The sequence below is a fragment of the Allobosea sp. 05T438 genome, from assembly GCF_056396025.1.
This window is the reverse complement of record NZ_JBFTKQ010000009.1, coordinates 78,521-98,493: the sequence shown is the minus strand read 5'-3', so window position 1 is coordinate 98,493 and position 19,973 is coordinate 78,521. Positions and strand designations below refer to the sequence as shown.

Sequence of the window (19,973 nt, the reverse complement as noted above, 5' to 3'; positions counted from 1 at the left end):
CAAAATTTCATCCGAAAAGTATAGACCTTTGCCATCAACTTCCCTAGCATAGTCTAGACATTCGGAACTGACCAGCGAGCCCCAGCCGATGAGCCAGAAGACCCCGAGACAAAGCTGGATGGCGACGCTGGCGCGCGCCTCCCGCGCCGAGATCGAAAGCCTGCTCGGCGATCCACCCAACCATGACGTGCTGAAGGCGCCGGAAACCGGCACCGTGATGGTCGAGGGCCGCGCCGGTGGCGCCGGCCGCCGCTTCAACCTTGGCGAAGCCACCGTGACGCGCTGCGTCGTGCGCCTTTCCAACGGACGGATGGGTTTCTCCTATGCGCTCGGCCGCGACGGCCGGAAGGCGCGCCTCGCCGCCCTGCTCGACGCCCGCCTCCAGGACGAAGCCGAGGGCAGCGGATTGCATCGAGACGTCGCCACGCTCGCCGCCCGGCAGGCGGCCGCCCGCGACCTCGCCTCGCGCAAGGCCGCGGCGACCAAGGTCGACTTCTTCACGCTGGTGCGGGGCTCGTGATGTCGGCACAGGACCTGATCGCACCCGGCTTCTCCGAACCGGTCTTCCAGTCACAGGCCGCCTTCCGTGCACTGCTCGCCGCCCTCTCCGAGCCCGGCACGCTGCAGCGCGTGGCGGCCGAGATCACGCCGCCGGAAGGCCTGGCGACCGCGACGGCCACAGCGCTGCTGGCGCTCGCCGACTACGAGACGCCGGTCTGGCTGCCGGAAGCCCTGCGCAACGGCGCGGCCGGCGCCTGGCTGCGTTTCCATTGCGGCGTGGCGCTGGTCGACGATCCCGCGAAAGCCGTCTTCGCCGTGCTAGACGGCGCGGCCGGCGAGCCGAAGCTTTCGGCCTTCAATCTCGGCACCGACCAGTTCCCGGATCGCTCGACCACCGTGATCGTGCAGATCGCAGCGCTGGATGGCGGCGCGGGCTTAACCCTCTCCGGCCCCGGCATTCCCGGCACCCGCTCGATCGCGCCACAAGGCCTGCGCCCCGGCTTCACCGACGAGCTGCGAGAGAACGGCGCCATCTATCCGCTCGGCGTCGATGTCGTGCTCGCCCATGGCGACGGCATGATCGGCCTGCCGCGCTCGACGCAAATCGAGGAGGCTCGCTGATGTACGTCGCAGTCAAAGGCGGCGAGGCCGCCATCCATGCCACGCATGATCTCGTCGCCGAGGCGCGCCGCGGCGACCCGGCCGTGCCGGAAATCAGCGTCGCCCAGATCCGCGAGCAGCAGGCGCTGGCCTGCGCCCGCGTCATGAACGAGGGTTCGCTCTACGATCAGGACCTCGCTGCTCTCGCGCTGAAGCAGTCGCAGGGCGACGTGATCGAGGCGGCCTTCCTGATGCGCGCCTATCGCACCACGCTGCCGCGCTTCGGCTCTTCCGAGCCGGTCGACACCGCCGCGATGGCGATCCGTCGCCGGGTGTCGGCGACCTACAAGGATCTGCCCGGCGGGCAGGTGCTCGGCCCGACCTATGACTACACGCACCGGCTGTTCGATTTCGGGTTGATGGACTCCCCCGCCGTCATGGCCGGGCTTGACCCGGCCATGACGGGACGAGACGGCGGCGGAACCTCCGTGTCCGGAGATGCTCGGGTCAAGCCCGAGCATGACGACCTGAAAGCTCCGCTCGACGCGACCATGCCGCGCGTGCCCGACATCCTCGGTGCCGAGGGCCTGATGGAAGCGGAAGTACCGCCCGAGGGCGATCCGCGCCCCTTCGACCTGACGCGCGATCCCGTCTCCTTCCCGGCCGACCGCGACGTGCGCCTGCAATCCATGGCGCGCGGCGACGAGGGCTTCCTGCTCGGCCTCGGCTATTCCGTGCAGCGCGGCTTCGGCGGCACGCATCCCTTCGTTGGCGAGGTCCGTGTCGGCGAGGTCGCGGTGGAGTTCGTGCCCGAAGAGCTCGGCTTCGCGGTCGATCTCGGCGACGTCACCCTGACCGAATGCCAGATGGTCAACCAGTTCCAGGGCTCGAAAGAGGTGCCGCCGCAATTCACCCGCGGCTACGGCCTCGTCTTCGGCCATAGCGAGCGCAAGGCGATGTCGATGTCGCTGGTCGACCGCGCCCTGAAGGCGCGCGATTTCGGCGAAGCCACCAATTACCCGGCGCAGCAGGACGAATTCGTCCTCTACCACGCCGACAATGTCGAGGCGGCCGGCTTCGTCGAGCATCTCAAGCTGCCGCACTATGTCGATTTCCAGGGCGAGCTCGAACTGATCCGCCGCATCCGCCGCGAGCGCGAGGAGCGGCTTGCTCAGGAGCAGGACGGGAAAGAGCAGAACGCCATGCCGGAGGCTGCGGAATGACTATCCATCAGATGCCGGCTGACGATACCAAGCCGGCTTACAACTACGCCTATCTCGACGAGCAGACCAAGCGGATGATCCGCCGTGCCTTGCTCAAGGCCGTCGCGGTGCCCGGCTATCAGGTGCCCTTCGGCTCGCGCGAGATGCCGCTGGCCCGCGGCTGGGGCACCGGCGGCATCCAGATCACCGCCGCGATCATCGGCCCGGCCGATACGCTGAAGGTGATCGACCAGGGCGCCGACGACACCACCAATGCCGTCTCGATCCGGAGGTTCTTCGAGCGAACGGCGGACGCTCGCACCAGCGAGGCGACGGACGAGGCGACGATCATCCAGACCCGCCACCGCATCCCGGAGGCGCCGCTGAAGAGCGGACAGGTCATGGTCTATCAGGTCCCGACGCCCGAGCCACTGCGACGTCTGGAGCCGCGTGAGGCCGAGACCCGCAAGATGCACGCCTGGGCCGAGTACGGGCTGATGCAGGTCAAGCTCTACGAGGACATCGCTCGCTATGGCGAGATCACCAAGACCTATGACTACCCGGTCATGGTCAACGGCCGCTACGTGATGGCGCCCTCGCCCATCCCGAAATTCGACAACCCGAAGATGCATATGTCGCCCGCGCTCCAATTATTCGGCGCCGGTCGCGAGAAGCGCGTCTACGCGCTGCCGCCCTATACCAGCGTGAAGAGCCTCGATTTCGAGGACCACCCCTTCCGCATCCAGAGCTGGACCCAACCTTGCGGGCTCTGCGGCGCGGGCGACAGCTATCTCGACGAGGTCGTGATCGACGACCAGGGCGGGCGCATGTTCGTCTGCTCCGACAGCCATTACTGCGAGACCCGCCGGGCGGAGGGCCATCGCGGCACCATGCTGGGCGATGCTGCCGCGAGCGGCCTGGTCGATCAGCCGTCATTGCGAGGCGGCGAAGCCGACGAAGCAATCCAGGGGAACGTAGAGCGCTACGATACTGGATTGCTTCGCTCCGCTCGCAATGACGGGCAGGGAGACGCCCAATGACCATCCATATTCCGCTCCGCGAAGCCGACCTCGAACCCGCCCCCCTGCTCTCCGTCGACGGCGTCAGCCGCTTCTATGGCGAGCGCATCGGCTGCGCCGATATCTCCTTCGATCTCTGGCCGGGCGAGGTGCTCGGCATCGTCGGCGAATCCGGCTCGGGCAAGTCGACCCTGCTGCGCTGCCTCGCCGGCATCGACAAGCCCGACGAGGGCGAGGTGCTGTTCCGGGGCGGCGCCGAGCCGCTCGACATCTACTCGGTCTCCGAGCAGGAGCGCCGCCGCCTGATGCGCACGGCCTGGGGCATCGTCCACCAGAACCCGCGCGACGGCCTGCGCATGGATGTCACCGCAGGCGGCAATGTCGGCGAGCGGCTGATGGACCGCGGCGACCGGCATTACGGCCAGATCCGCGATCGCGCCCTCGACTGGCTCCAGCGCGTCGAGATCGCAGGCGCCCGCATCGACGACCGGCCGCGCCAGTTCTCCGGCGGCATGCAGCAGCGCCTGCAGATCGCCCGCGTGCTGGTCTCCGAACCGCGCCTCGTCTTCATGGACGAGCCGACCGGCGGCCTCGACGTCTCCGTGCAGGCCCGCCTGCTCGACCTGCTGCGCGTGCTGGTGCGCGATCTCGGCCTCGCCGCGATCATCGTCACGCATGACCTCGCCGTCGCGCGTCTCCTGACCGACCGTTTGATGGTGATGAAGGACGGCCACGTCGTCGAGCAGGGCCTGACCGACCAGGTCCTCGACGATCCGCACCACGCCTATACGCAGCTTCTCACCTCGGCGGTGCTGAGTGTGTGAGGAAGGTAGAGCGTCATTCTCGGGCGGAGCGCAGCGCAGACCCGAGAATCTCATGCAGGAACGGGCGCCCCTCTTTCCTGAGATGCTCGGGTCAAGCCCGAGCATGACGAGCCCTCGCCCGTCACACCCTCGTCACCTCGCCGGCACAAGGCACTGACCCCATGACCACGATGATTCAGGTCGAGAACGTCGCCAAGACCTTCACCCTGCACAACCAGGGCGGAGCGCGGCTGCCCGTTTTCGACAACGTCAATTTCCATGTCGAGGCCGGCGAGGCGCTGGTGCTGGCCGGCGCGTCCGGTGCCGGCAAGTCGAGCCTGCTGCGTATCCTCTACGGCAATTACAGACCGACGAGCGGCGCGATCCGCATCACCCATGGCGGCCGGCCCGTCGATATCGTCGCCGCCGTGCCGCGCACCGTGCTCGACATCCGCCGCCGCACGCTCGGCTTCGTCTCGCAGTTCCTGCGGGTGATCCCGCGCGTCTCGACACTCGATATCGTGCGTGACCCGCTGCTGGCGCGCGGGGCAACGCCGGAAACCGCGACCGAGCGCGCGAAGGCCATGCTCGCCCGGCTCAACCTGCCCGAGCGCCTCTGGAACCTCGCGCCGGCCACCTTCTCCGGCGGCGAGCAGCAGCGCGTCAACATCGCCCGCTCCTTCGTCGACCCCTCCGCGATCATGCTGATCGACGAGCCCACCGCCTCGCTCGACGCCGCCAACCGCGATGTCGTCGTCGAGCTCATTGCCGAGGCGCGCGCCGCCGGCTCCGCGATCGTCGGCATTTTCCATGACGAGGCGGTTCGCGAACGCGTCGCGACGCGCTATCTCGACATCACCGCTTTCCGGAAGGCCTGACGATGCAAACCGTTCTCACCAATGCCAAGCTCATCCTCGAGAACGAGGTCGTCACCGGCACCATCGCCTTCGACGCCAGCGGAATCACGGCGGTCGATCAGGGCAAGTCGTCCGTGCCCGGCGCCATCGATGTCGGCGGCGACTATGTCGCGCCCGGCCTCGTCGAGATGCATACCGACAACATGGAAAAGCACTTCATGCCGCGCCCGAAGGTCTTCTGGCCGAACGGGCTGGCAGCCGCGCTGGTCCATGATGCGCAGATGGCCGCGGCCGGCGTCACCACGGTCTATGACGCCGTCTGCGCCGGCACGCCCTTCTCGGCCAAGGACTACCGCAAGGACATCTTCGCCGACGTGATGAAGTCGCTGGCCTATGGCAAGAGCGAGAACGTCTTCCGCATCGACCACCGCATCCACATGCGCTGTGAATTGACGAGCCCGCAATTGCTGGAAGACATCGCCCCCTATCAGGACGACGAGCTGGTCCAGCTGGTATCGCTGATGGACCACACGCCCGGCCAGCGCCAGTGGCGCAACCTCGAACATCTCAAGACCTATGCGGTCGGCAACGGCAAGACGGTCGCGGAGTTCGAGGAGGACGTCGAGGTCCGTCAGCGGGAAGGCGCCGCCAATGTCGCGAAGAACTGGGCCGCCGTCGTCGACGTCTTCCGGTCGCGCGGCATCCCGCTCGCCACCCATGACGACACGATTCCCGAGCATGTCGAGGAAGGCGTCGCCTCCGGCGCCGTGATCTCCGAGTTCCCGACCACGATCGAAGCGGCCGCAGCCGCCAAGAAGCACGGCCTTGCCACCGTCGCGGGTGCGCCCAACGTCGTGCGCGGCGGCTCGCATTCCGGCGGCGTCTCGGTCTCGGAACTCGCCGAGAAGGGCCTGCTCGACGGCCTCTCTTCCGACTATGTGCCGGCGAGCCTGCTGCAGGCCGTCGTCAGGCTCAATGCCGAGCATGGCATCGCGCTGCCGGAGGCGATGGGCATGGTGACCTGGAAGGTCGCCGACATTCTCGGCCTCGGGGATCGCGGCCATCTCAAGACCGGGCTGCGCGCCGATCTCGTCCGTTTCAAGGTGCTCGGCGCCACGCCGGTCATCGGCACGGTCTGGTCGAAGGGCGAGCGCGCATTTTGAGCAAGCCGCGCTACGCCGTCTATTACGCGCCCGCTGCCGAAAGCCCCCTCTGGCGCTTCGGCAGCACGACGCTCGGCTATGACGCGCTCACCGGCGAGGAGCTGACCTTTGCCGTTCCGCCCGGCTGCGATCCGGTGCGGTGGCCGGCCTTCACCGAGGAGCCGCGCCGCTACGGCTTTCACGCGACGCTGAAGGCGCCCTTCGAACTCGCCGACGGCCGCAGCGAGGAGCAGCTGCGCGCCTTCGCCCGCAACTATGCGGCCGGCCGCGAGGGCGTGACGCTGGCGGGCCTGAGCGTCACGGCGCTCGGCTCCTTCGTCGCACTGACGCCGTCCGAGCCGAGCGAAGAGCTGCAGCGCTTCGCCTTCACGCTGGTGCAGGCCTTCGAGCCTTTCCGCGCGCCGCTAGAGGAAGCGGACCGGGCGCGACGCCTGAAGAGCCCGCTCACCCCTGCGCAGCACGCCTATCTCGAAGCCTATGGCTATCCTTATGTGGGCGACGCCTTCCGCTTCCACATGACGCTGACCGGCTCCCTGCCGGGCGAGCACGCGGCACCGGTCAAGCAGGCGCTGGAAGCCGCCTATGCGGAGACCCTTCCGGCCGGACCGGTCAAGCTCGACCGTTTCGCCCTGTTCAAGCAGGACGGCCGCGCCGGCCGCTTCCGCCTGATCGATTCCTACCCGTTCGGCTGAGGCACTCGGCTCGCCATGTCGCTCTGCCATGCCGTTTCCCCGTCATTGCGAGGAGCGGCAGCGACGAAGCAATCCAGGGGTACCGGGCTGGACATGTCACCCTGTCCTCCTGGATTGCTTCGCTGCGCTCGCAATGACGTCCCGGTTCGGGCGCTAAGCCGGCAGACGGCCCAGCCCGCGCAAAACGGCGAGCAGCTCTTCGGCCGCCTCGACGACGCTGCGATCGTTCATGATCGTCACGATCTCGGCACGTTCCGCCGTCAGCGGCGCCTCGCGCTTCAGCCGCGCCGCGATATCGGCCTCGCTCTCGCGCCCGCGCGCAGCGAGCCGTTGTGCCAGCACCGGCACCGGGGCGGTGATGTTGAGCACCACCACGCGCTCCGCCAGCCGCTCGGCCGCCGCGATGACCGCGCGGGATATGTTGACGATCACCACAGCACCCTCGGCGATGCCAGCAAGCTCCGCCGCCGGGATGCCGTAGCTCAGACCATGCGCCCGCCAGCTCAACGCGAGCCTGCCGCTGGCCTCGGCCTCCCGAAAGGCCGCCTCGTCACAGGAATCGTGATCCTCGGCGCCGGCCATGGCCTGACGCGTGATCAGCCGGCGGGCGAAGCGGAAGCGCGGGTCGCAGGCGAGCCCGGCCCGGCCCGCATCCATCAAGGTGTCCTTCCCCGCCCCGGAAGGCCCGACCACGAGGACGAGCGCGCCCGCTGCTGAAACGGGTGCCGCAAGATCAGGAGAGTGCAAGGACATGGCTGCGAAGAAGCTGGGACTCGAGGCGGTGATCGACCCGACCGCGCAGGTGAGGCAGGCGACGCTCGGGCGCTACACCGAGATCGGCGCGCGCACCGTCTTCGTCGAGTCGACGATGGGTGACTACTCCTATGTCGTGAACGACGCGAATGTCATTTACACGACGATCGGAAAATTCTGCTCGATCGCGGCGATGACGCGGATCAATCCGGGCAACCATCCGATGCAGCGGGCGAGCCAGTCGCATTTCACCTATCGCGCCTCAGCCTATTTCGAGGACGCGCAGGACGACGCCGCTTTCTTCGACTGGCGCCGGGCGCATGCGGTGACGATCGGCCACGACGTCTGGATCGGCCATGGCGCGATCGTGCTGGCCGGCCGTAACATCGGTACCGGCGCCGTGGTCGCGGGCGGCGCCGTCGTCACCAAGGACGTCGCTCCCTACACCATCGTCGCCGGCAATCCGGCCCGGCCGGTCCGGCAGCGCTTTTCCGAAGATGTCGCCGAGCGGCTGCAAGCGCTGGCCTGGTGGGACTGGGACCATGCGCAGCTGCGCGGCGCGCTGGACGATTTCCGCCACCTGCCGGTGGAGGCGTTCCTCGACACCTACGAAGCCCTGCAGCAAGGCACCTGAGACATCCGGCCGCAACCGGATTGACCGAGATCAGCGGGCTCCCTCATCGGCTGTTAACCTCGATCGGCGAGACAGCCGGAAGGTTCGGATCGTCACGGGCCACAGTTGGGAATTTCGGCTTCATGTCCGCATCGGATCACCTCGCCAGGCGGCTGGCGTTCATCGGCCTCGACAGCGCAGCGCAGGGCCATATCCGGGACGCGCGCGAGGCGTTGGGGGCAGCGATTCCGGGGGCGCTCGACGCCTTCTATTCCAAGCTCCGCGAGTTTCCCGAGACCCGGAGCTTCTTCAGCAGCGAAGAGCATATCGAGGCCGCCAAGCAGCGCCAGGTTCAGCATTGGGGCGGGATCGCCACCGGAAGTTTCGACGAGAACTACGTCAACGCCGTCACTCGCGTCGGCAAGGTCCATGCCCGGATCGGCCTCGAACCACGCTGGTACATCGGTGGCTACGCGCTGATCCTCGAGAAGATGCTCGCCAGCATCCTGGAAGCGCGCTGGCCGAAGAACGCGCTCGGCCGGCGCATGTCCGGCGCCGAGGAGCGCGCTGCTGAGGTCGGCGCCATCGTCAAGGCGGCGCTGCTCGACATGGACTATGCCATCACCGTCTATCTCGAGGCTTCGGAAGAAGCTCGCCTCAAGGCCGAAGCCGAGGCGCACGCCATCGAGCAGGCCAAGACGGCCGAGCGCGACCTGGCGATCGCCTGCGTCAGCAAGAGCATGGCCGCGCTCGCCGAGGGCGACCTGACCCATCGCATGAGCACCGAGATCCCGGCCGAATATGGCCAGATCCGCGAGCACTTCAATGCGGCGATGGCGCGTCTCCAGGAGATGGCCGCGACGATCAAGGCGACCTCGGTCGCGATCGCGGCCTCCTCGCAGGAAATCAACAGCGGCGCGCAGGACCTGTCGATGCGCACCGAGCAGCAGGCTTCCGCGCTCGAGGAAAGCGCCGCGACGACCGAGCAGCTCGCGGCTTCGGTCAAGACCTCCTCGCAGGCCTCGCGCGAATCCGTCGCGCTCGCCGACGAGGCCGCCAATGTCGCCCGCACAGGCGGCGACATCGTCAAGGACGCAGTCGACGCGATGGCGCGGATAGAGGGCGCCTCGAAGCGGATCTCCGAGATCACCGACGTGATCGACGGCATCGCTTTCCAGACCAATCTGCTCGCGCTCAACGCCGCGGTCGAGGCGGCGCGTGCCGGCGAGGCCGGCCGTGGCTTCGCCGTCGTCGCCGCCGAGGTGCGGGCGCTGGCCCAGCGCTCCGCCGACGCGGCCAAGGACATCACCAGCCTGATCGCCTCCTCCGACGCGGAGGTGGCCGAAGGGGTCAAGCTGGTGCGGCAGGCCGGCCAGACACTCGACCGGATCGTTTCCGCCTCCGCAAAGGTGTCGAGCACGGTCGAGGAAATCGCCTCCGCCGCCGGCGAACAGGCCAACGGCATCGACGAGATGAGCCAGACCGTCAGCCATATGGACGAGATCACGCAGCAGAACGCGGCGCTGGCCGAGCAGAGCGCCGCCTCCGCGCGCACGCTGCTCGACCAGATCGACCAGCTCAATCGGCTCGTCGCCGCCTTCCGGACGGAGCCGCGGCCTCAAACTGGGCGGCGCAGCGCGGCCTGAGCGCCGCGCCTCGGCGCAAGCTCCGCTTATTGATTGTGCGCGAATTCTCTTCGTTCGGCTGATCCCAGCCGAACGGAATGCGCGCTAGCCCGCGAGGCGCCAGACCGAGCTGCGCTTGATCTCGGCGTCCTCCAGCGCGCGCGTCACCGGCACTTCGTAGGTTGCGACCGTCTCCAGACGTCCCTTCGGCAGATAGCTGCGGCCGGGATCACCGATCAGCACCGTCGCGCCGCGGGCGGACAGGGCCGAGAGCCAGGCGATGACGCGCTCGGCCATGTCGCGCTCGTAGCAGACGTCGCCGGCACAGACGACCTCCCAGCCCTCGTCGCGGCCGACGAGGTCGTCTGCCCGCGCCGTCACGGGGACGCCGTTGGCCTCTGCATTGATGCCGATCGCGGCGACCGCGAAGGCATCGATATCGCAGGCTTCGACCCGCGCCGCCCCCGACTTTGCGGCAGCGATCGCCACCAGCCCGGAGCCGGAGGCGAAATCGAGGACGTGCCGTCCCGCCACGATCTGCGGGTGATCGAGCAGGTAGCGTGCCAGCGCCTGTCCCCCCGCCCAGGCAAAAGCCCAGAACGGTGGCGGCAGGCCGATGACGGCAAGCTCCTCCTCGGTCTTCTGCCAAAGCTCGGTCGCTTCCTGCGCGACATGCAGGGCGATCTCAGCGGCATGCGGCACCGGCAGCAGCCGCGTATGCGCGCGGATGAAGACCTCCCGATCGAGCTTCGACCCTGCCTCGCTCATGCGACCTTCTCCGTTGCAGGCGCGGCGAGAAGCCCCTGGTAGAGCGCTTTCACGGCATTCATCACGTCGCGCTCGGTATGGCCGTCGAGCAGGCGGGCACGGGCATTCGCCCCCATCCGCTCCGCGAGGCCCGGCGCACGAGCGAAGACAGTCAACGCCTTGGCCAGCGCCGCGGCGTCGTCGGCCGGCACGACCATGCCATCCTGTCCCTCGCGGACGAAGCTGCGGCAGCCCGGCACATCGGTCGTCAGGATCGGCCGGCCGCATGATGCGGCTTCAAGAATGGTGCGTGGCAAGCCTTCGCCGCCACGCGAGGGCAGGATACAGAGATGATGCGCCTTCCAGACCGCCTCGACATCCCGCGTCGGGCCGGCCCAGTTGATGCCGGGCCGCGCGGCCCACTCCTTCAATGTCGCCTCGGGGATCGCCTTCGGATTCGACGGATCTGGCGCCCCATGGATGGTGAGCTCGACCTTCGTCCCCTCGGCACGGGCGAGCCTCACCGCCTCGACCGCGAGATCGACGCCCTTGGACCAGAGCATGCGCGCCACCAGCGCGACCTTGAGCGGCGGCGCAGGCGGCATCGGCGACGGCATCAGAATCAGCGGATCGACTCCGGCCCCGCCGACGATCGCGACCTTGCCGGCATCCTGCGGATCGAGCCCGAGCGTAACCGGATCGTCCGGGTTCTCGAAGAGGAAGCGCACCTGCCGGCCGTCGATCGCGCCGCGCAGCCAGGCGATCGCGGCGAATCGCGCCGCAGCGGCCAAGGCCCCTTGCTTTGCGCCGAGGAAGCCAAGGCCGGTCAAGGCATAGACCCGTCGGTCGATGCCGGCGAGCTTGCCGGCCAGACCGGCGAGCGCGATCGGCTTCAGCGCGATACAATGCAGGATGTCGGGCTTTTCCGCCGCGATCAGTCGCCTCAGCGCGGCAATCTGCTTGACCAGCGCGCGCGGATCGAGGCTGCGCCGCTCCGCCTCCAACGCGATCAGCCGCGTCCCGGTCGCTTCGATCACGCGCCGATGGCTGCGTTCGCGGGCGATGACGGCAACGTCGAGGCCAAGCTCGCGCGCCGCCCGCGCCATCGGCAGGAAATGCGAGGCGAAGAACCAGTCCTCGGTGGCGACGAAGAGGAGTTTGGGGCGCGGCATTGCGCCATCAGGCCGATGCGGCGGCGCAGGTCAAGAGCGCCGATGGCCCGGAGTCCTTTCGGACACTTCCGAGCCTTCATCCTGAGGGGCAAGCGAAGCTTGCGTCTCGAAGGATGGTCCAACGGGCACGGGAGCCTCCTGAAGCATCCTTCGAGACGCCGCTGTCGCGGCTCCTCAGGATGAGGACTGGAGACGAGAGCACGGGAGCGGAAGGAGGCTGATCAGGGCCGCGCCGTCGCGACCGGCAGGACGCGCGCCAGCGCCGCCGCGGGATCGATCCGTCCGGCGCCGAAGACCGGGTCGCGCCCCTTGGAGCCGAGGTCGGTCGCGCTCTCGCCGAGGATGCGGCGGGCGCTTTCGGGGTCGAGTTCCGGCTGCTTCTCCAGCAGCAGCGCGATGAGCCCGGAGACATGGGCGGCCGCGATCGAGGTGCCCGAGGTGAAGGCGTATCGGCCCGCGGGCTCCGCCGTCAGCACGTCCACGCCCGGCGCCGCGACGGCAACGTAACTGCCGCGGTTGGCATCGATGAAGACCTTGTCGTCGGCATCGGTCGCGGTCACGGCGATGACGCTCGGGTCGGCGCCGGGATAGAGCGGTGCCGAGCGGATGCCGCCGTTGCCGGCGGCCGCCACCGTGATGACGCCGCGCTCCTTCGCCCCGGCGAGCGCCTTGGACAGCAGGCGGTCCTGCGGCCCGGCGAAGCTGAGATTGACCACCTTCGCCCGCTGCTGAACCACCCATTCCAGCGCCGTCAGGATCTGGAAGGACTTGCCGTTGGCCGAGCTCGCCTGCGGGCCGCCGAAGGCGCGGGCCACGATCAGCCGGGCGGCCGGCGCGACGCCCTGCAATTCGCCATGCGCGACGATCGCCGTCGCCATGGAGGTGCCGTGCGCGTGCGGGGTCGCCAGCCCGTCGACGGCATCGAGATAGGCGAGGACCGAGCCGCTGATCTCGGGGTGCTCCATGTCCACGCCGGAATCGATCATGCCGACGCGGATGCCGCGCCCGAGCGCAAGCTTGCGGGCTTCGCCGAGGCGCAGCTTGTCGACGACGTATTGCGGCGGCAGCACGCGCCGGACCGCGGCAGTGCCGCGCGCCGCCGTCGCGGGATCCCCGAGCCGCAGGCCCGGAGCCGGCGGTCCGCTGGCATCGGAAGACGCCGTCGTCGGCGCGGTCGAAGCGTTCGTGGCGCCGGGCCCGGCCGAGGCACCCTGCTGCAGCTCATACAGGAAGTTGGGCTGGGCGCCGGCGATGCTGCTGTCGTCGCCCATCTGGGTCAGCACGGCCCGGAGGTCGCGGCCGGCTTCGAGCTTGGCGCGGATGATGGTGACGTTGGCCAACTCGAAGCGCTGGCGGGCGATCAGGGTCGCGCCGTAGCGACGCAGCACGACGTCGGCCTCGGCGTTGGGCGCGAGCTCGAACAGCACCTCGTCCGGGACGAAACGAGTCTCCTCCGGCGCCGGGACGATGGCGCGCTGCTGGCGCATCCACGACCCCGGAGGCACGCGCATGGAACGGTTGGCCCCATTGGCGGCGGGCTGCTGGGGGGCGGTGGCGGGAGCCTGGGCGAGAGCGGTGGCGGGAGCCAACGCGACCACCCATGCGAGCAATGCGGCACCCGCCAGGCACCGCGTCAGCACCGTCCTGCTCGTGAAACCGGATCGCAGCATGGCCTGGCCCTCCTGCCGCAGAACATCATGCCATGGCGCCCGCGAGAGGCGCCAGAGCATCACGGCGCGGGCGCGACGAAGCTGACGATCGCGCTCTCGCTCTTCATCCGCGTCGCGATCGCATCGACCTGGGCAGCCGACAGCGAGGCATCTCCCACGCGCACCTTGAAGAAGCCGTTGGCGCGCGGGCCGTCGACGACCGAGGCATCGAAGCGCTTGAAGAAGGCGGCGATCTCGCCGGCCTTCGCCTCCGGAGCGAAGCTCAGCAGGACATAGCGCTCGGAAGCCCGCGAGCCCGGCGCCGAAGCCGTCTGGTAGCCGGCGCCTCCATCGTGCAGCGCAAGCCCGGTGATGGCGACGCCCTGCAGCGCAATCAGCACGATGGCGGCCGCGCTGGCATAGGCGAGCCGGCGCGGCGGCTGCGCCGCCAACAGGCCACCGAGCCAGCCAAGGAAGCCGCGGCCCATGCTGTCGGTCGCCCGCGTCAGCAGCGGCGCCTGATGGGGGGCAGTGTCGATCTCCGCCATCAGCTTTTCGAGGGCACGGTGCGACGGGGCGCCGAGGCTCTCGTTGAGCAGAACCGTCTCGGCCATGTCGTCGCGGATGATGTCGAGCCGGGCGGCGAGCTCGGCGTCGCCGGCGAGCGCGGCTTCGACGCGGCGCTTGTCGGCGTCCGAGATGCGGCCATTGGCAAAGAAGGGCAGCAGCTCCTCGAGCTCGCGGCGCTTCGGATCGCTTGCGATGCTGTCGGTCATCACGCCACTCCTCCGGCGGCTCGGCCGCACTTCATAAACGTCAACGCCTCAGGGCCAGCCACGGTCGATGCCGGCAGCCTTGAGCATCTCGCCCAGCTTCTTGCGGGCGTGGAAAAGCCGTGTCTTGACGGTGTTCTCGGGAATGCCGACGATCCGCGCGACCTCCTCGAGGGAGGTCTCGTGGTAATAGACGAGATCGACGACCTCGCGGTGCTCGGCAGAAAGGCGTTCGAGGCAGGCACGAATCGCAAGGCCCTTGTCCTGCTTCTGGAGCACGATCTCGGGGCCGTCGGATTCGTCCTCGATGCTGCCCGCGTAATCCTCGTCGAGTTCGGCATCGCGGCGCTTCCGCAGGAGCGACCACGCCTTGTTCCGGGCGATGGCGAGCAGCCAGGTCGAGACCGAGGCGCGTGCCTCGAAGCGATCCGCCTGTCGCCAGAGATCCATGAACACGTCACTGATCACATCCTCGGCAAGCGTCTCGTCGCGGACGAGCCGCAGCACGAAACGGTAGACCCGCACCTGATGCCGTGAAAACAGCACCTTCATCGCGAGCCGATCGCCCGAGGCGATCCGTTTGACGAGATCCTCGTCCGATTCCGTATGCATTGCCCCTCGAAGGCCAGGCATCCCGGCTCGCACCCATTCATCGCGGCGAGCGGGGAAAAGGTTCAACCCGGGCGCACATTAATCTGCGCGAACGGATTTGCCGATAGGTCATCAGGAGAAAGGACGCGCTTTTTTGCCCGTAAACCAGCCAATACAGGGCTGTCGAACCGCCGTCGCGGTTAAGCGGATATGAAAAGGGGCGCCCGCGGCGCCCCAGATCGCATTGATGACATGCGCGAATTCTTGGCGCCCGGCTGACATCAGCCAAGCGCAAAGTGCACGACGGCACCGGACCGAAAAGCGGAATCCACTCTTCGGAAAGATCCGATGCGATGACAGATCCACAGATCACCGTTATCGCGTCCGGCAGGACGCGCGGCGACCTAGCGGCGTTTGCCGGCCGTGCGCATCTGCATGTACTGGACCGCTTCCAGCAGCACCTTGCGCGGACGCTCGGCATCACGCTTGGCCTGCTCCGCCTTGCGGGCGGCTTCGCGGGCGATCTCTTCCTGGCGCTTCTCTTCTTCGATCCGCGCGCGCTCGAGCGCCTCGAGGCGCTCCTTCTCGGCCCGGATCTTCGCCTTCTCGGCTTCGCGCTCGGCGCGAGCCTGAGCGATGGCTTCCCGCTCCTCGCGTCGCTGCACCATGACCGGGTCATCGACCTTGGGCCGTGCCTTGAAACGCTCAAGCAGCGCCTGCTTGGCTTTGGCGGAATTGGCCTGACGGTCGGTGAAGCTGCGGTCGTTCGGGTTCTTCAAGGGTGATCTTCTCTCGGGTTGTTACGGGTTGTTTCTCGGCCCGCGCGGGCGCCTTAAGCCAGATCGAGCCAATTTGGTATCGAAATCAACGCGCGGCACCCCCGCTTCCAGCGCGGAGCGGGCGGCTTTTCGGGCGTGGCGCCGCGATCAGCCCTTCGTGGCGCGCCTGCTTGAGGGCCGCCTTGCGGGCCCGGCGCACGGCAGTGGCCTTCTCGCGGATGCGGCGCTCCGAGGGCTTCTCATAGGCCGTATGCCGTTTCACTTCGCGCATGATGCCTTCACGCTGAAGTTTCCGCTTCAGCACGCGCAAGGCCTGATCGATGTTGTTGTCGCGAACGAGAACCTGCATCGAAGCTCCTCTCTGCGGTTGATCGATCGCCGCGCGCCGATCCGGGCGCGAAGTGGCGATCAATCGCATTGGTGAAGCATAGGATTCGTCCGAAAAGTGGAATCCACTTCTCGGTCCGATGCTCCGGTCCATTTCTGTGGCGGGCCGCAGGAATGGACTATCCTGTCGTGAGTCAGTAACCGCGCATGTCTCCGAAGGCTCGCGAGACGAGGGGTCGGAACGGACGGCGCGGCCGGCAGACACTCGATATGGGCCTGACGGGGCCGTTTTTCAACGGGATCGGCCGCTACGGCATCGAACCGAGAAGTGGATTCCCCTTGTCGGAAAAATCCGATGCAGTACGAAATGGATAGATCACCGCTATCGCGTCCGATAGGGCGCCCGGCGATCCAATGCACGCGGAGCACGCCGGCCCCGATAGTCCCACCGCTTTACAATCGCCCGGTTTTCCCCAACAGGCAGGAGGCTCGCTGCAACAGATCGTGTGTCCCGTGAAGACGCCTTCGCTTTCCGATTTCCGCCGCATCGTCGTGAAGGTCGGCTCCAGCCTGCTGGTCGACCGGGCTCGCGGCCGGCTGCGCCATGCCTGGCTCGCCGCCCTCGCAGAAGACCTCGCCGAACTGCACCAACGCGGCGCTGACGTCCTCGTCGTCTCCTCCGGCGCGATCGCGCTCGGGCGCACCGTGCTCAACCTGCCCTCGGGCCCGCTGCGGCTGGAGGAAAGCCAGGCCGCCGCCGCCGTCGGGCAGATCGCGCTCGCCCGCAACTGGGCCGAGGCGCTGGCCGCCCATGGGCTCACCGCCGGACAGATCCTGCTGACGCTGGCCGATACCGAGCAGCGACGCCGCTATCTCAACGCGCGCGCGACGCTCGGGCGCCTGCTCGACCTGCGCGCCATCCCCGTCATCAACGAGAACGACACCGTCGCCACCACCGAAATCCGCTATGGCGACAATGACCGGCTCGCCGCGCGCGTCGCGACCATGGCCGGCGCCGACCTGCTGGTGCTGTTCTCCGACATCGACGGACTCTATACCGCGCCACCCGCCAAGGACCCGTCCGCCCAGCATATCCCCGTCGTCGAGAAGATAACGCCCGAAATCGACGCCATGGCCGGCGGGGCGGCTTCCGAACTCTCGCGCGGCGGCATGCGCACGAAGATCGAGGCCGGCAAGATCGCCGCCGCCGGCGGCACACACATGCTGATCGCCGATGGGCGAGCCAAGAATCCGCTGGCGAGCGTGGCTGCCGGCGGGCGCTGCACCTGGTTCCTCTCCGGCTCGACACCCGCCACCGCGCGCAAGACCTGGATCGCCGGCACGCTGGAGCCGCGCGGCACGCTGCATGTCGATGCCGGTGCGGCCCGCGCGCTACGCGGCGGCGCGAGTCTGCTGCCGGTCGGCGTCAGCCGCATCGAAGGCGAGTTCGCGCGCGGCGATGCCGTGCTGATCCGCGACCCCGACGGGCAGCTGCTCGGGCGCGGTCTCGTCGCCTATGATGCGAGCGAAGCCGCGCTCGTTCTCGGCAAGGCCTCGCGCGACATCGAAAGCGTGCTCGGCTACCCCGGCCGCGCCGAGATGATCCACCGGGACGACATGGCGCTCGGGCTAGGCTAAGCTTTCTTCCGGGCCGGCTTTTGCCGGCGGGTTTTTGGGCTGGGTGAGATGACGGGCGACAGCGCATTGCGCATCATCGCGACAAACGAGAACGGCGATGTCCGGCTCGTGATGCATGAGGTAGGCCGGCGTGCCCGCGCCGCCGCACGCAAGGTCGCGCTCAGCCCAACCGAGCAGCGCAACGCCGCTTTGATCGCCATGGCCGATGCGCTGCGTGCCCGCAGCGCCCGCATTCTCGCCGCCAATGCGCAGGATCTCGCCGACGGCAAGGCGGCAGGTCTCAGCGCCTCATTCATGGACCGCCTCGCCCTCGACGAGAAGCGCATCGCCGCCATCGCCGACGCCGTCGCGGAGGTTGCCGACCTGCCCGACCCGCTCGGCCGCGTGCTGGCGGAATGGACCCGCCCGAACGGCCTGCGCTTCGAACGCGTCGCCACGCCGCTCGGCGTCATCGCCGTGATCTTCGAGAGCCGCCCCAACGTCACGGCCGATGCCGGCGCGCTCTGCCTGAAGAGCGGCAATGCCGCGATCCTGCGCGCGGGCTCCGACTCCTTCCGCTCCTCGATCGAGATCGCCGCGGCGATGCGCGAGGGGCTGGAAGCCGCCGGCCTGCCGGGCGATGCGATCCAGCTCGTGCCGACGCGTGACCGCGCCGCCGTGGGCGAAATCCTCGCGGGCCTCAGCGGCAATGTCGACGTCGTCGTTCCGCGCGGCGGGAAAAGCCTCGTCGCCCGCGTCCAGAGCGAGGCGCGCGTGCCCGTCTTCGCCCATCTCGACGGCAACTGCCATGTCTATGTCGATGCCAAGGCCGATCTCGCCATGGCGCGCGAGATCCTGCTCAACGCCAAGCTGCGCCGTACCGGCGTCTGCGGCGCAGCCGAGACGCTGCTCGTCGACGAGGCCTGCGCCGCGACCCATCTCGCCCCGCTTGTCGCCGCCCTGCTCGATGCCGGCTGCGCCGTGCGCGGCGATGCGGCAGTACAGGCCGTCGATGCGCGCGTGACGCCCGCCAGCGAGGAAGACTGGTCGACGGAATATCTCGACACGATCATCGCGGCGAAGGTCGTGCCGGGGCTCGACGCCGCAATCGACCATATCGAGCGCTACGGCTCGCATCACACCGATGCGATCGTCACGGCCGACGCGGCCGCCGCCGCCCGCTTCCTGGCTGAGGTCGATTCCGCGATCGTCGTCCACAATGCCTCGACCCAGTTCGCCGATGGCGGCGAGTTCGGCTTCGGCGCCGAGATCGGCATCGCCACCGGCCGGATGCATGCGCGCGGCCCCGTTGGGGTCGAGCAGCTCTGCTCGTTCAAGTACCGCGTCCATGGCGCGGGCCAGACGCGCCCCTGAGCCGTGCAGCACGGATGACGAGCGAGCATCTGCGCCTGCCGCCCCATGCGCCGGGCCTGTGTATCGGCCTGTTCGGCGGCAGCTTCAACCCCGCCCATGACGGCCACAGGCTGGCGAGCTTGACGGCGCTGCGCCGCCTGCAGCTCGACCGCATCTGGTGGCTGGTCACCCCCGGCAACCCGCTGAAGGACAATGCGAAACTGCCGCCGCTCGGCGAGCGCCTGCGGCAGGCGCGCGATATCGCCGCCCATGCCCGCATCAACGTCACCGGCATCGAGGCGACGCTGCGCACCCGCTACACCGCCGATACGCTGCGCGCGCTGAAGCGGCGCTGCCCGGGCGTCAACTTCGTCTGGATCATGGGCTCCGACAATCTCGCCGGCTTCCACCGCTGGGCCGAGTGGCGGACGATCGCCCGAATGATGCCGATTGCGGTGATCGACCGGCCGGGCTCGACCCACAGCGCCATGGCCTCGCCCGCCGCCAACTGGCTGTCGCGCTGGCGCATCCCGGAGAATCAGGCCGCGAGTCTGCCGCGCACCCGGCCTCCGGCCTGGGTTTTCCTGCACGGCAAGCGCTCGACGTTATCCTCCACCATGCTGCGCCGTCAGGCCGGCCGCGATTGAATTCCACGGCCGTCCGGCTTATTTTGGCTGCATCGCGCCGAGAGCGCATCTGAATTGAGAGGATACGTCACTGAACCGTCAAACCCTTGGTGAGGCCGAGCCGAAGCCGCTTCCCCAGGCCGCTATCGCGGACAATCCCTCCGCCGATAGCATCGCCCTTGCGCGACATGTCCTCGAAGACATGAAAGCCGAGGACATCACGGTGATCGACCTCGTTGGCAAGACGTCGCTGGCCGACGCGATGATCATCGCGTCCGGCAACGTCAACCGCCACGTCGCCGCCATCAGCGAGGCCCTGGTCGAGGCACTCAAGAGTGCCGGAAAGCCGTCGCCGCAGGTCGAGGGCATGCCAGCTTGCGACTGGGTGCTGATCGATACCGGCGATATCATCGTCCATGTCTTCCGGCCCGAAGTGCGCCAGTTCTACAATCTCGAGAAGATGTGGGGCACGGACCGGCCGAACGAACGCCTCGCGAACTGACGACGCCAA

Annotated in this window: 22 protein-coding genes; 14 read left to right on the top strand and 8 right to left on the bottom strand. The window is 68.3% G+C overall.

Going from position 1 to position 19,973, the window contains the following annotated elements; genetic code table 11:
* Window positions 1-88: 88 nt before the first annotated feature.
* From phnG to AC1DIN_RS18555, 8 genes are all read left to right on the top strand, one after another.
* A complete protein-coding gene (gene phnG, locus AC1DIN_RS18590) occupies window positions 89-520 on the top strand; it encodes a phosphonate C-P lyase system protein PhnG (protein ID WP_476810863.1) in 432 nt (143 codons plus the stop codon).
* Complete coding sequence (gene phnH, locus AC1DIN_RS18585) at window positions 520-1,122, top strand: phosphonate C-P lyase system protein PhnH (RefSeq protein ID WP_476810862.1); 603 nt, start codon at window positions 520-522, stop codon at window positions 1,120-1,122. Before phnG ends, phnH begins: the two co-directional genes overlap by 1 nt.
* Complete coding sequence (locus AC1DIN_RS18580; protein WP_476810861.1) at window positions 1,122-2,324, top strand: carbon-phosphorus lyase complex subunit; 1,203 nt, start codon at window positions 1,122-1,124, stop codon at window positions 2,322-2,324. The genes phnH and AC1DIN_RS18580 overlap by 1 nt, the downstream gene beginning before the upstream one ends.
* The gene (locus AC1DIN_RS18575) at window positions 2,321-3,343 is read left to right on the top strand and encodes an alpha-D-ribose 1-methylphosphonate 5-phosphate C-P-lyase PhnJ (protein WP_476810860.1); all 1,023 of its coding nucleotides are present in this window, start codon (window positions 2,321-2,323) and stop codon (window positions 3,341-3,343) included. The genes AC1DIN_RS18580 and AC1DIN_RS18575 overlap by 4 nt, the downstream gene beginning before the upstream one ends.
* The gene (phnK, locus tag AC1DIN_RS18570; protein ID WP_476810859.1) at window positions 3,340-4,146 is read left to right on the top strand and encodes a phosphonate C-P lyase system protein PhnK; all 807 of its coding nucleotides are present in this window, start codon (window positions 3,340-3,342) and stop codon (window positions 4,144-4,146) included. Before AC1DIN_RS18575 ends, phnK begins: the two co-directional genes overlap by 4 nt.
* Window positions 4,147-4,307: 161 nt before the next feature.
* Complete coding sequence (phnL, locus tag AC1DIN_RS18565; RefSeq protein ID WP_476810858.1) at window positions 4,308-5,003, top strand: phosphonate C-P lyase system protein PhnL; 696 nt, start codon at window positions 4,308-4,310, stop codon at window positions 5,001-5,003.
* Window positions 5,004-5,005: 2 nt separating this feature from the next.
* Window positions 5,006-6,145 (top strand): alpha-D-ribose 1-methylphosphonate 5-triphosphate diphosphatase, encoded by a 1,140-nt coding sequence (locus AC1DIN_RS18560; protein ID WP_476810857.1) that lies wholly within the window; start codon window positions 5,006-5,008, stop codon window positions 6,143-6,145.
* Window positions 6,142-6,837 carry a DUF1045 domain-containing protein gene (locus tag AC1DIN_RS18555; protein WP_476810856.1) on the top strand — a complete coding sequence of 232 codons (696 nt, stop codon included), beginning with the start codon at window positions 6,142-6,144 and terminating at the stop codon, window positions 6,835-6,837. Before AC1DIN_RS18560 ends, AC1DIN_RS18555 begins: the two co-directional genes overlap by 4 nt.
* 153 nt (window positions 6,838-6,990) lie before the next feature.
* Here the strand turns inward: AC1DIN_RS18555 and phnN are convergent, their stop codons facing one another.
* Entirely contained in the window at window positions 6,991-7,590 is a 600-nt protein-coding gene (phnN, locus tag AC1DIN_RS18550) for a phosphonate metabolism protein/1,5-bisphosphokinase (PRPP-forming) PhnN (RefSeq protein WP_476810855.1), read from the bottom strand.
* Here phnN and AC1DIN_RS18545 point away from each other — a divergent pair.
* Together AC1DIN_RS18545 and AC1DIN_RS18540 are read left to right on the top strand one after the other, a co-directional pair.
* Complete coding sequence (locus tag AC1DIN_RS18545) at window positions 7,589-8,224, top strand: LbetaH domain-containing protein (protein ID WP_476810854.1); 636 nt, start codon at window positions 7,589-7,591, stop codon at window positions 8,222-8,224. The two genes, phnN and AC1DIN_RS18545, sit on opposite strands and share 2 nt — an antisense overlap.
* Window positions 8,225-8,346: 122 nt before the next feature.
* Window positions 8,347-9,849: a methyl-accepting chemotaxis protein gene (locus AC1DIN_RS18540; RefSeq protein ID WP_476810853.1), complete on the top strand. Its 1,503-nt coding sequence runs from the start codon at window positions 8,347-8,349 to the stop codon at window positions 9,847-9,849.
* 84 nt (window positions 9,850-9,933) lie between these two features.
* Here the strand turns inward: AC1DIN_RS18540 and AC1DIN_RS18535 are convergent, their stop codons facing one another.
* The 7 genes from AC1DIN_RS18535 to rpsU all read right to left on the bottom strand — a co-directional run bounded on the left by AC1DIN_RS18535 (window position 9,934) and on the right by rpsU (window position 15,888).
* Window positions 9,934-10,596, bottom strand: a complete 663-nt coding sequence (locus AC1DIN_RS18535; protein ID WP_476810852.1) for a class I SAM-dependent methyltransferase — start codon at window positions 10,594-10,596, stop codon at window positions 9,934-9,936.
* Entirely contained in the window at window positions 10,593-11,747 is a 1,155-nt protein-coding gene (locus AC1DIN_RS18530) for a glycosyltransferase (protein ID WP_476810851.1), read from the bottom strand. The genes AC1DIN_RS18535 and AC1DIN_RS18530 overlap by 4 nt, the downstream gene beginning before the upstream one ends.
* Window positions 11,748-11,968: 221 nt before the next feature.
* Complete coding sequence (locus AC1DIN_RS18525; RefSeq protein WP_476810850.1) at window positions 11,969-13,417, bottom strand: S8 family serine peptidase; 1,449 nt, start codon at window positions 13,415-13,417, stop codon at window positions 11,969-11,971.
* Window positions 13,418-13,476: 59 nt separating this feature from the next.
* Window positions 13,477-14,172: an anti-sigma factor gene (locus AC1DIN_RS18520; protein ID WP_476810849.1), complete on the bottom strand. Its 696-nt coding sequence runs from the start codon at window positions 14,170-14,172 to the stop codon at window positions 13,477-13,479.
* Window positions 14,173-14,220: 48 nt separating this feature from the next.
* On the bottom strand, window positions 14,221-14,781 hold the full coding sequence (locus AC1DIN_RS18515; RefSeq protein WP_441472302.1) for a sigma-70 family RNA polymerase sigma factor: 561 nt from the start codon (window positions 14,779-14,781) through the stop codon (window positions 14,221-14,223).
* Window positions 14,782-15,164: 383 nt separating this feature from the next.
* Window positions 15,165-15,539, bottom strand: coding sequence for a DUF6481 family protein (locus AC1DIN_RS18510; RefSeq protein ID WP_441472301.1), 375 nt, complete (start codon window positions 15,537-15,539; stop codon window positions 15,165-15,167).
* Window positions 15,540-15,624: 85 nt separating this feature from the next.
* A complete protein-coding gene (rpsU, locus tag AC1DIN_RS18505) occupies window positions 15,625-15,888 on the bottom strand; it encodes a 30S ribosomal protein S21 (protein ID WP_441472300.1) in 264 nt (87 codons plus the stop codon).
* A gap of 482 nt (window positions 15,889-16,370) precedes the next feature.
* Here rpsU and proB point away from each other — a divergent pair, with 482 nt between their 5' ends.
* The 4 genes from proB (at window position 16,371) to rsfS (ending at window position 19,964) form a co-directional block, all read left to right on the top strand.
* Window positions 16,371-17,504 (top strand): glutamate 5-kinase, encoded by a 1,134-nt coding sequence (gene proB, locus AC1DIN_RS18500; protein ID WP_441472299.1) that lies wholly within the window; start codon window positions 16,371-16,373, stop codon window positions 17,502-17,504.
* 111 nt (window positions 17,505-17,615) lie between these two features.
* Window positions 17,616-18,857 (top strand): glutamate-5-semialdehyde dehydrogenase, encoded by a 1,242-nt coding sequence (locus tag AC1DIN_RS18495; protein ID WP_476810924.1) that lies wholly within the window; start codon window positions 17,616-17,618, stop codon window positions 18,855-18,857.
* 14 nt (window positions 18,858-18,871) lie between these two features.
* The gene (locus AC1DIN_RS18490; protein WP_441472297.1) at window positions 18,872-19,483 is read left to right on the top strand and encodes a nicotinate-nucleotide adenylyltransferase; all 612 of its coding nucleotides are present in this window, start codon (window positions 18,872-18,874) and stop codon (window positions 19,481-19,483) included.
* Between the two features lie 70 nt (window positions 19,484-19,553).
* The gene (gene rsfS / locus AC1DIN_RS18485) at window positions 19,554-19,964 is read left to right on the top strand and encodes a ribosome silencing factor (RefSeq protein WP_441472412.1); all 411 of its coding nucleotides are present in this window, start codon (window positions 19,554-19,556) and stop codon (window positions 19,962-19,964) included.
* The last annotated feature ends 9 nt before the right edge of the window (window positions 19,965-19,973 follow it).

Coding starts and splice junctions, on each gene's coding strand:
- phnG (WP_476810863.1), top strand. CDS start 89: ATGAGCCAGAAGACCCCGAGACAAAGCTGGATGGCGACGCTGGCGCGC.
- phnH (WP_476810862.1), top strand. CDS start 520: ATGTCGGCACAGGACCTGATCGCACCCGGCTTCTCCGAACCGGTCTTC.
- AC1DIN_RS18580 (WP_476810861.1), top strand. CDS start 1,122: ATGTACGTCGCAGTCAAAGGCGGCGAGGCCGCCATCCATGCCACGCAT.
- AC1DIN_RS18575 (WP_476810860.1), top strand. CDS start 2,321: ATGACTATCCATCAGATGCCGGCTGACGATACCAAGCCGGCTTACAAC.
- phnK (WP_476810859.1), top strand. CDS start 3,340: ATGACCATCCATATTCCGCTCCGCGAAGCCGACCTCGAACCCGCCCCC.
- phnL (WP_476810858.1), top strand. CDS start 4,308: ATGACCACGATGATTCAGGTCGAGAACGTCGCCAAGACCTTCACCCTG.
- AC1DIN_RS18560 (WP_476810857.1), top strand. CDS start 5,006: ATGCAAACCGTTCTCACCAATGCCAAGCTCATCCTCGAGAACGAGGTC.
- AC1DIN_RS18545 (WP_476810854.1), top strand. CDS start 7,589: ATGGCTGCGAAGAAGCTGGGACTCGAGGCGGTGATCGACCCGACCGCG.
- phnN (WP_476810855.1), bottom strand. CDS start 7,590: ATGTCCTTGCACTCTCCTGATCTTGCGGCACCCGTTTCAGCAGCGGGC.
- AC1DIN_RS18540 (WP_476810853.1), top strand. CDS start 8,347: ATGTCCGCATCGGATCACCTCGCCAGGCGGCTGGCGTTCATCGGCCTC.
- AC1DIN_RS18535 (WP_476810852.1), bottom strand. CDS start 10,596: ATGAGCGAGGCAGGGTCGAAGCTCGATCGGGAGGTCTTCATCCGCGCG.
- AC1DIN_RS18530 (WP_476810851.1), bottom strand. CDS start 11,747: ATGCCGCGCCCCAAACTCCTCTTCGTCGCCACCGAGGACTGGTTCTTC.
- AC1DIN_RS18525 (WP_476810850.1), bottom strand. CDS start 13,417: ATGCTGCGATCCGGTTTCACGAGCAGGACGGTGCTGACGCGGTGCCTG.
- AC1DIN_RS18520 (WP_476810849.1), bottom strand. CDS start 14,172: ATGACCGACAGCATCGCAAGCGATCCGAAGCGCCGCGAGCTCGAGGAG.
- AC1DIN_RS18515 (WP_441472302.1), bottom strand. CDS start 14,781: ATGCATACGGAATCGGACGAGGATCTCGTCAAACGGATCGCCTCGGGC.
- rpsU (WP_441472300.1), bottom strand. CDS start 15,888: ATGCAGGTTCTCGTTCGCGACAACAACATCGATCAGGCCTTGCGCGTG.
- AC1DIN_RS18495 (WP_476810924.1), top strand. CDS start 17,616: ATGCATGAGGTAGGCCGGCGTGCCCGCGCCGCCGCACGCAAGGTCGCG.
- AC1DIN_RS18490 (WP_441472297.1), top strand. CDS start 18,872: ATGACGAGCGAGCATCTGCGCCTGCCGCCCCATGCGCCGGGCCTGTGT.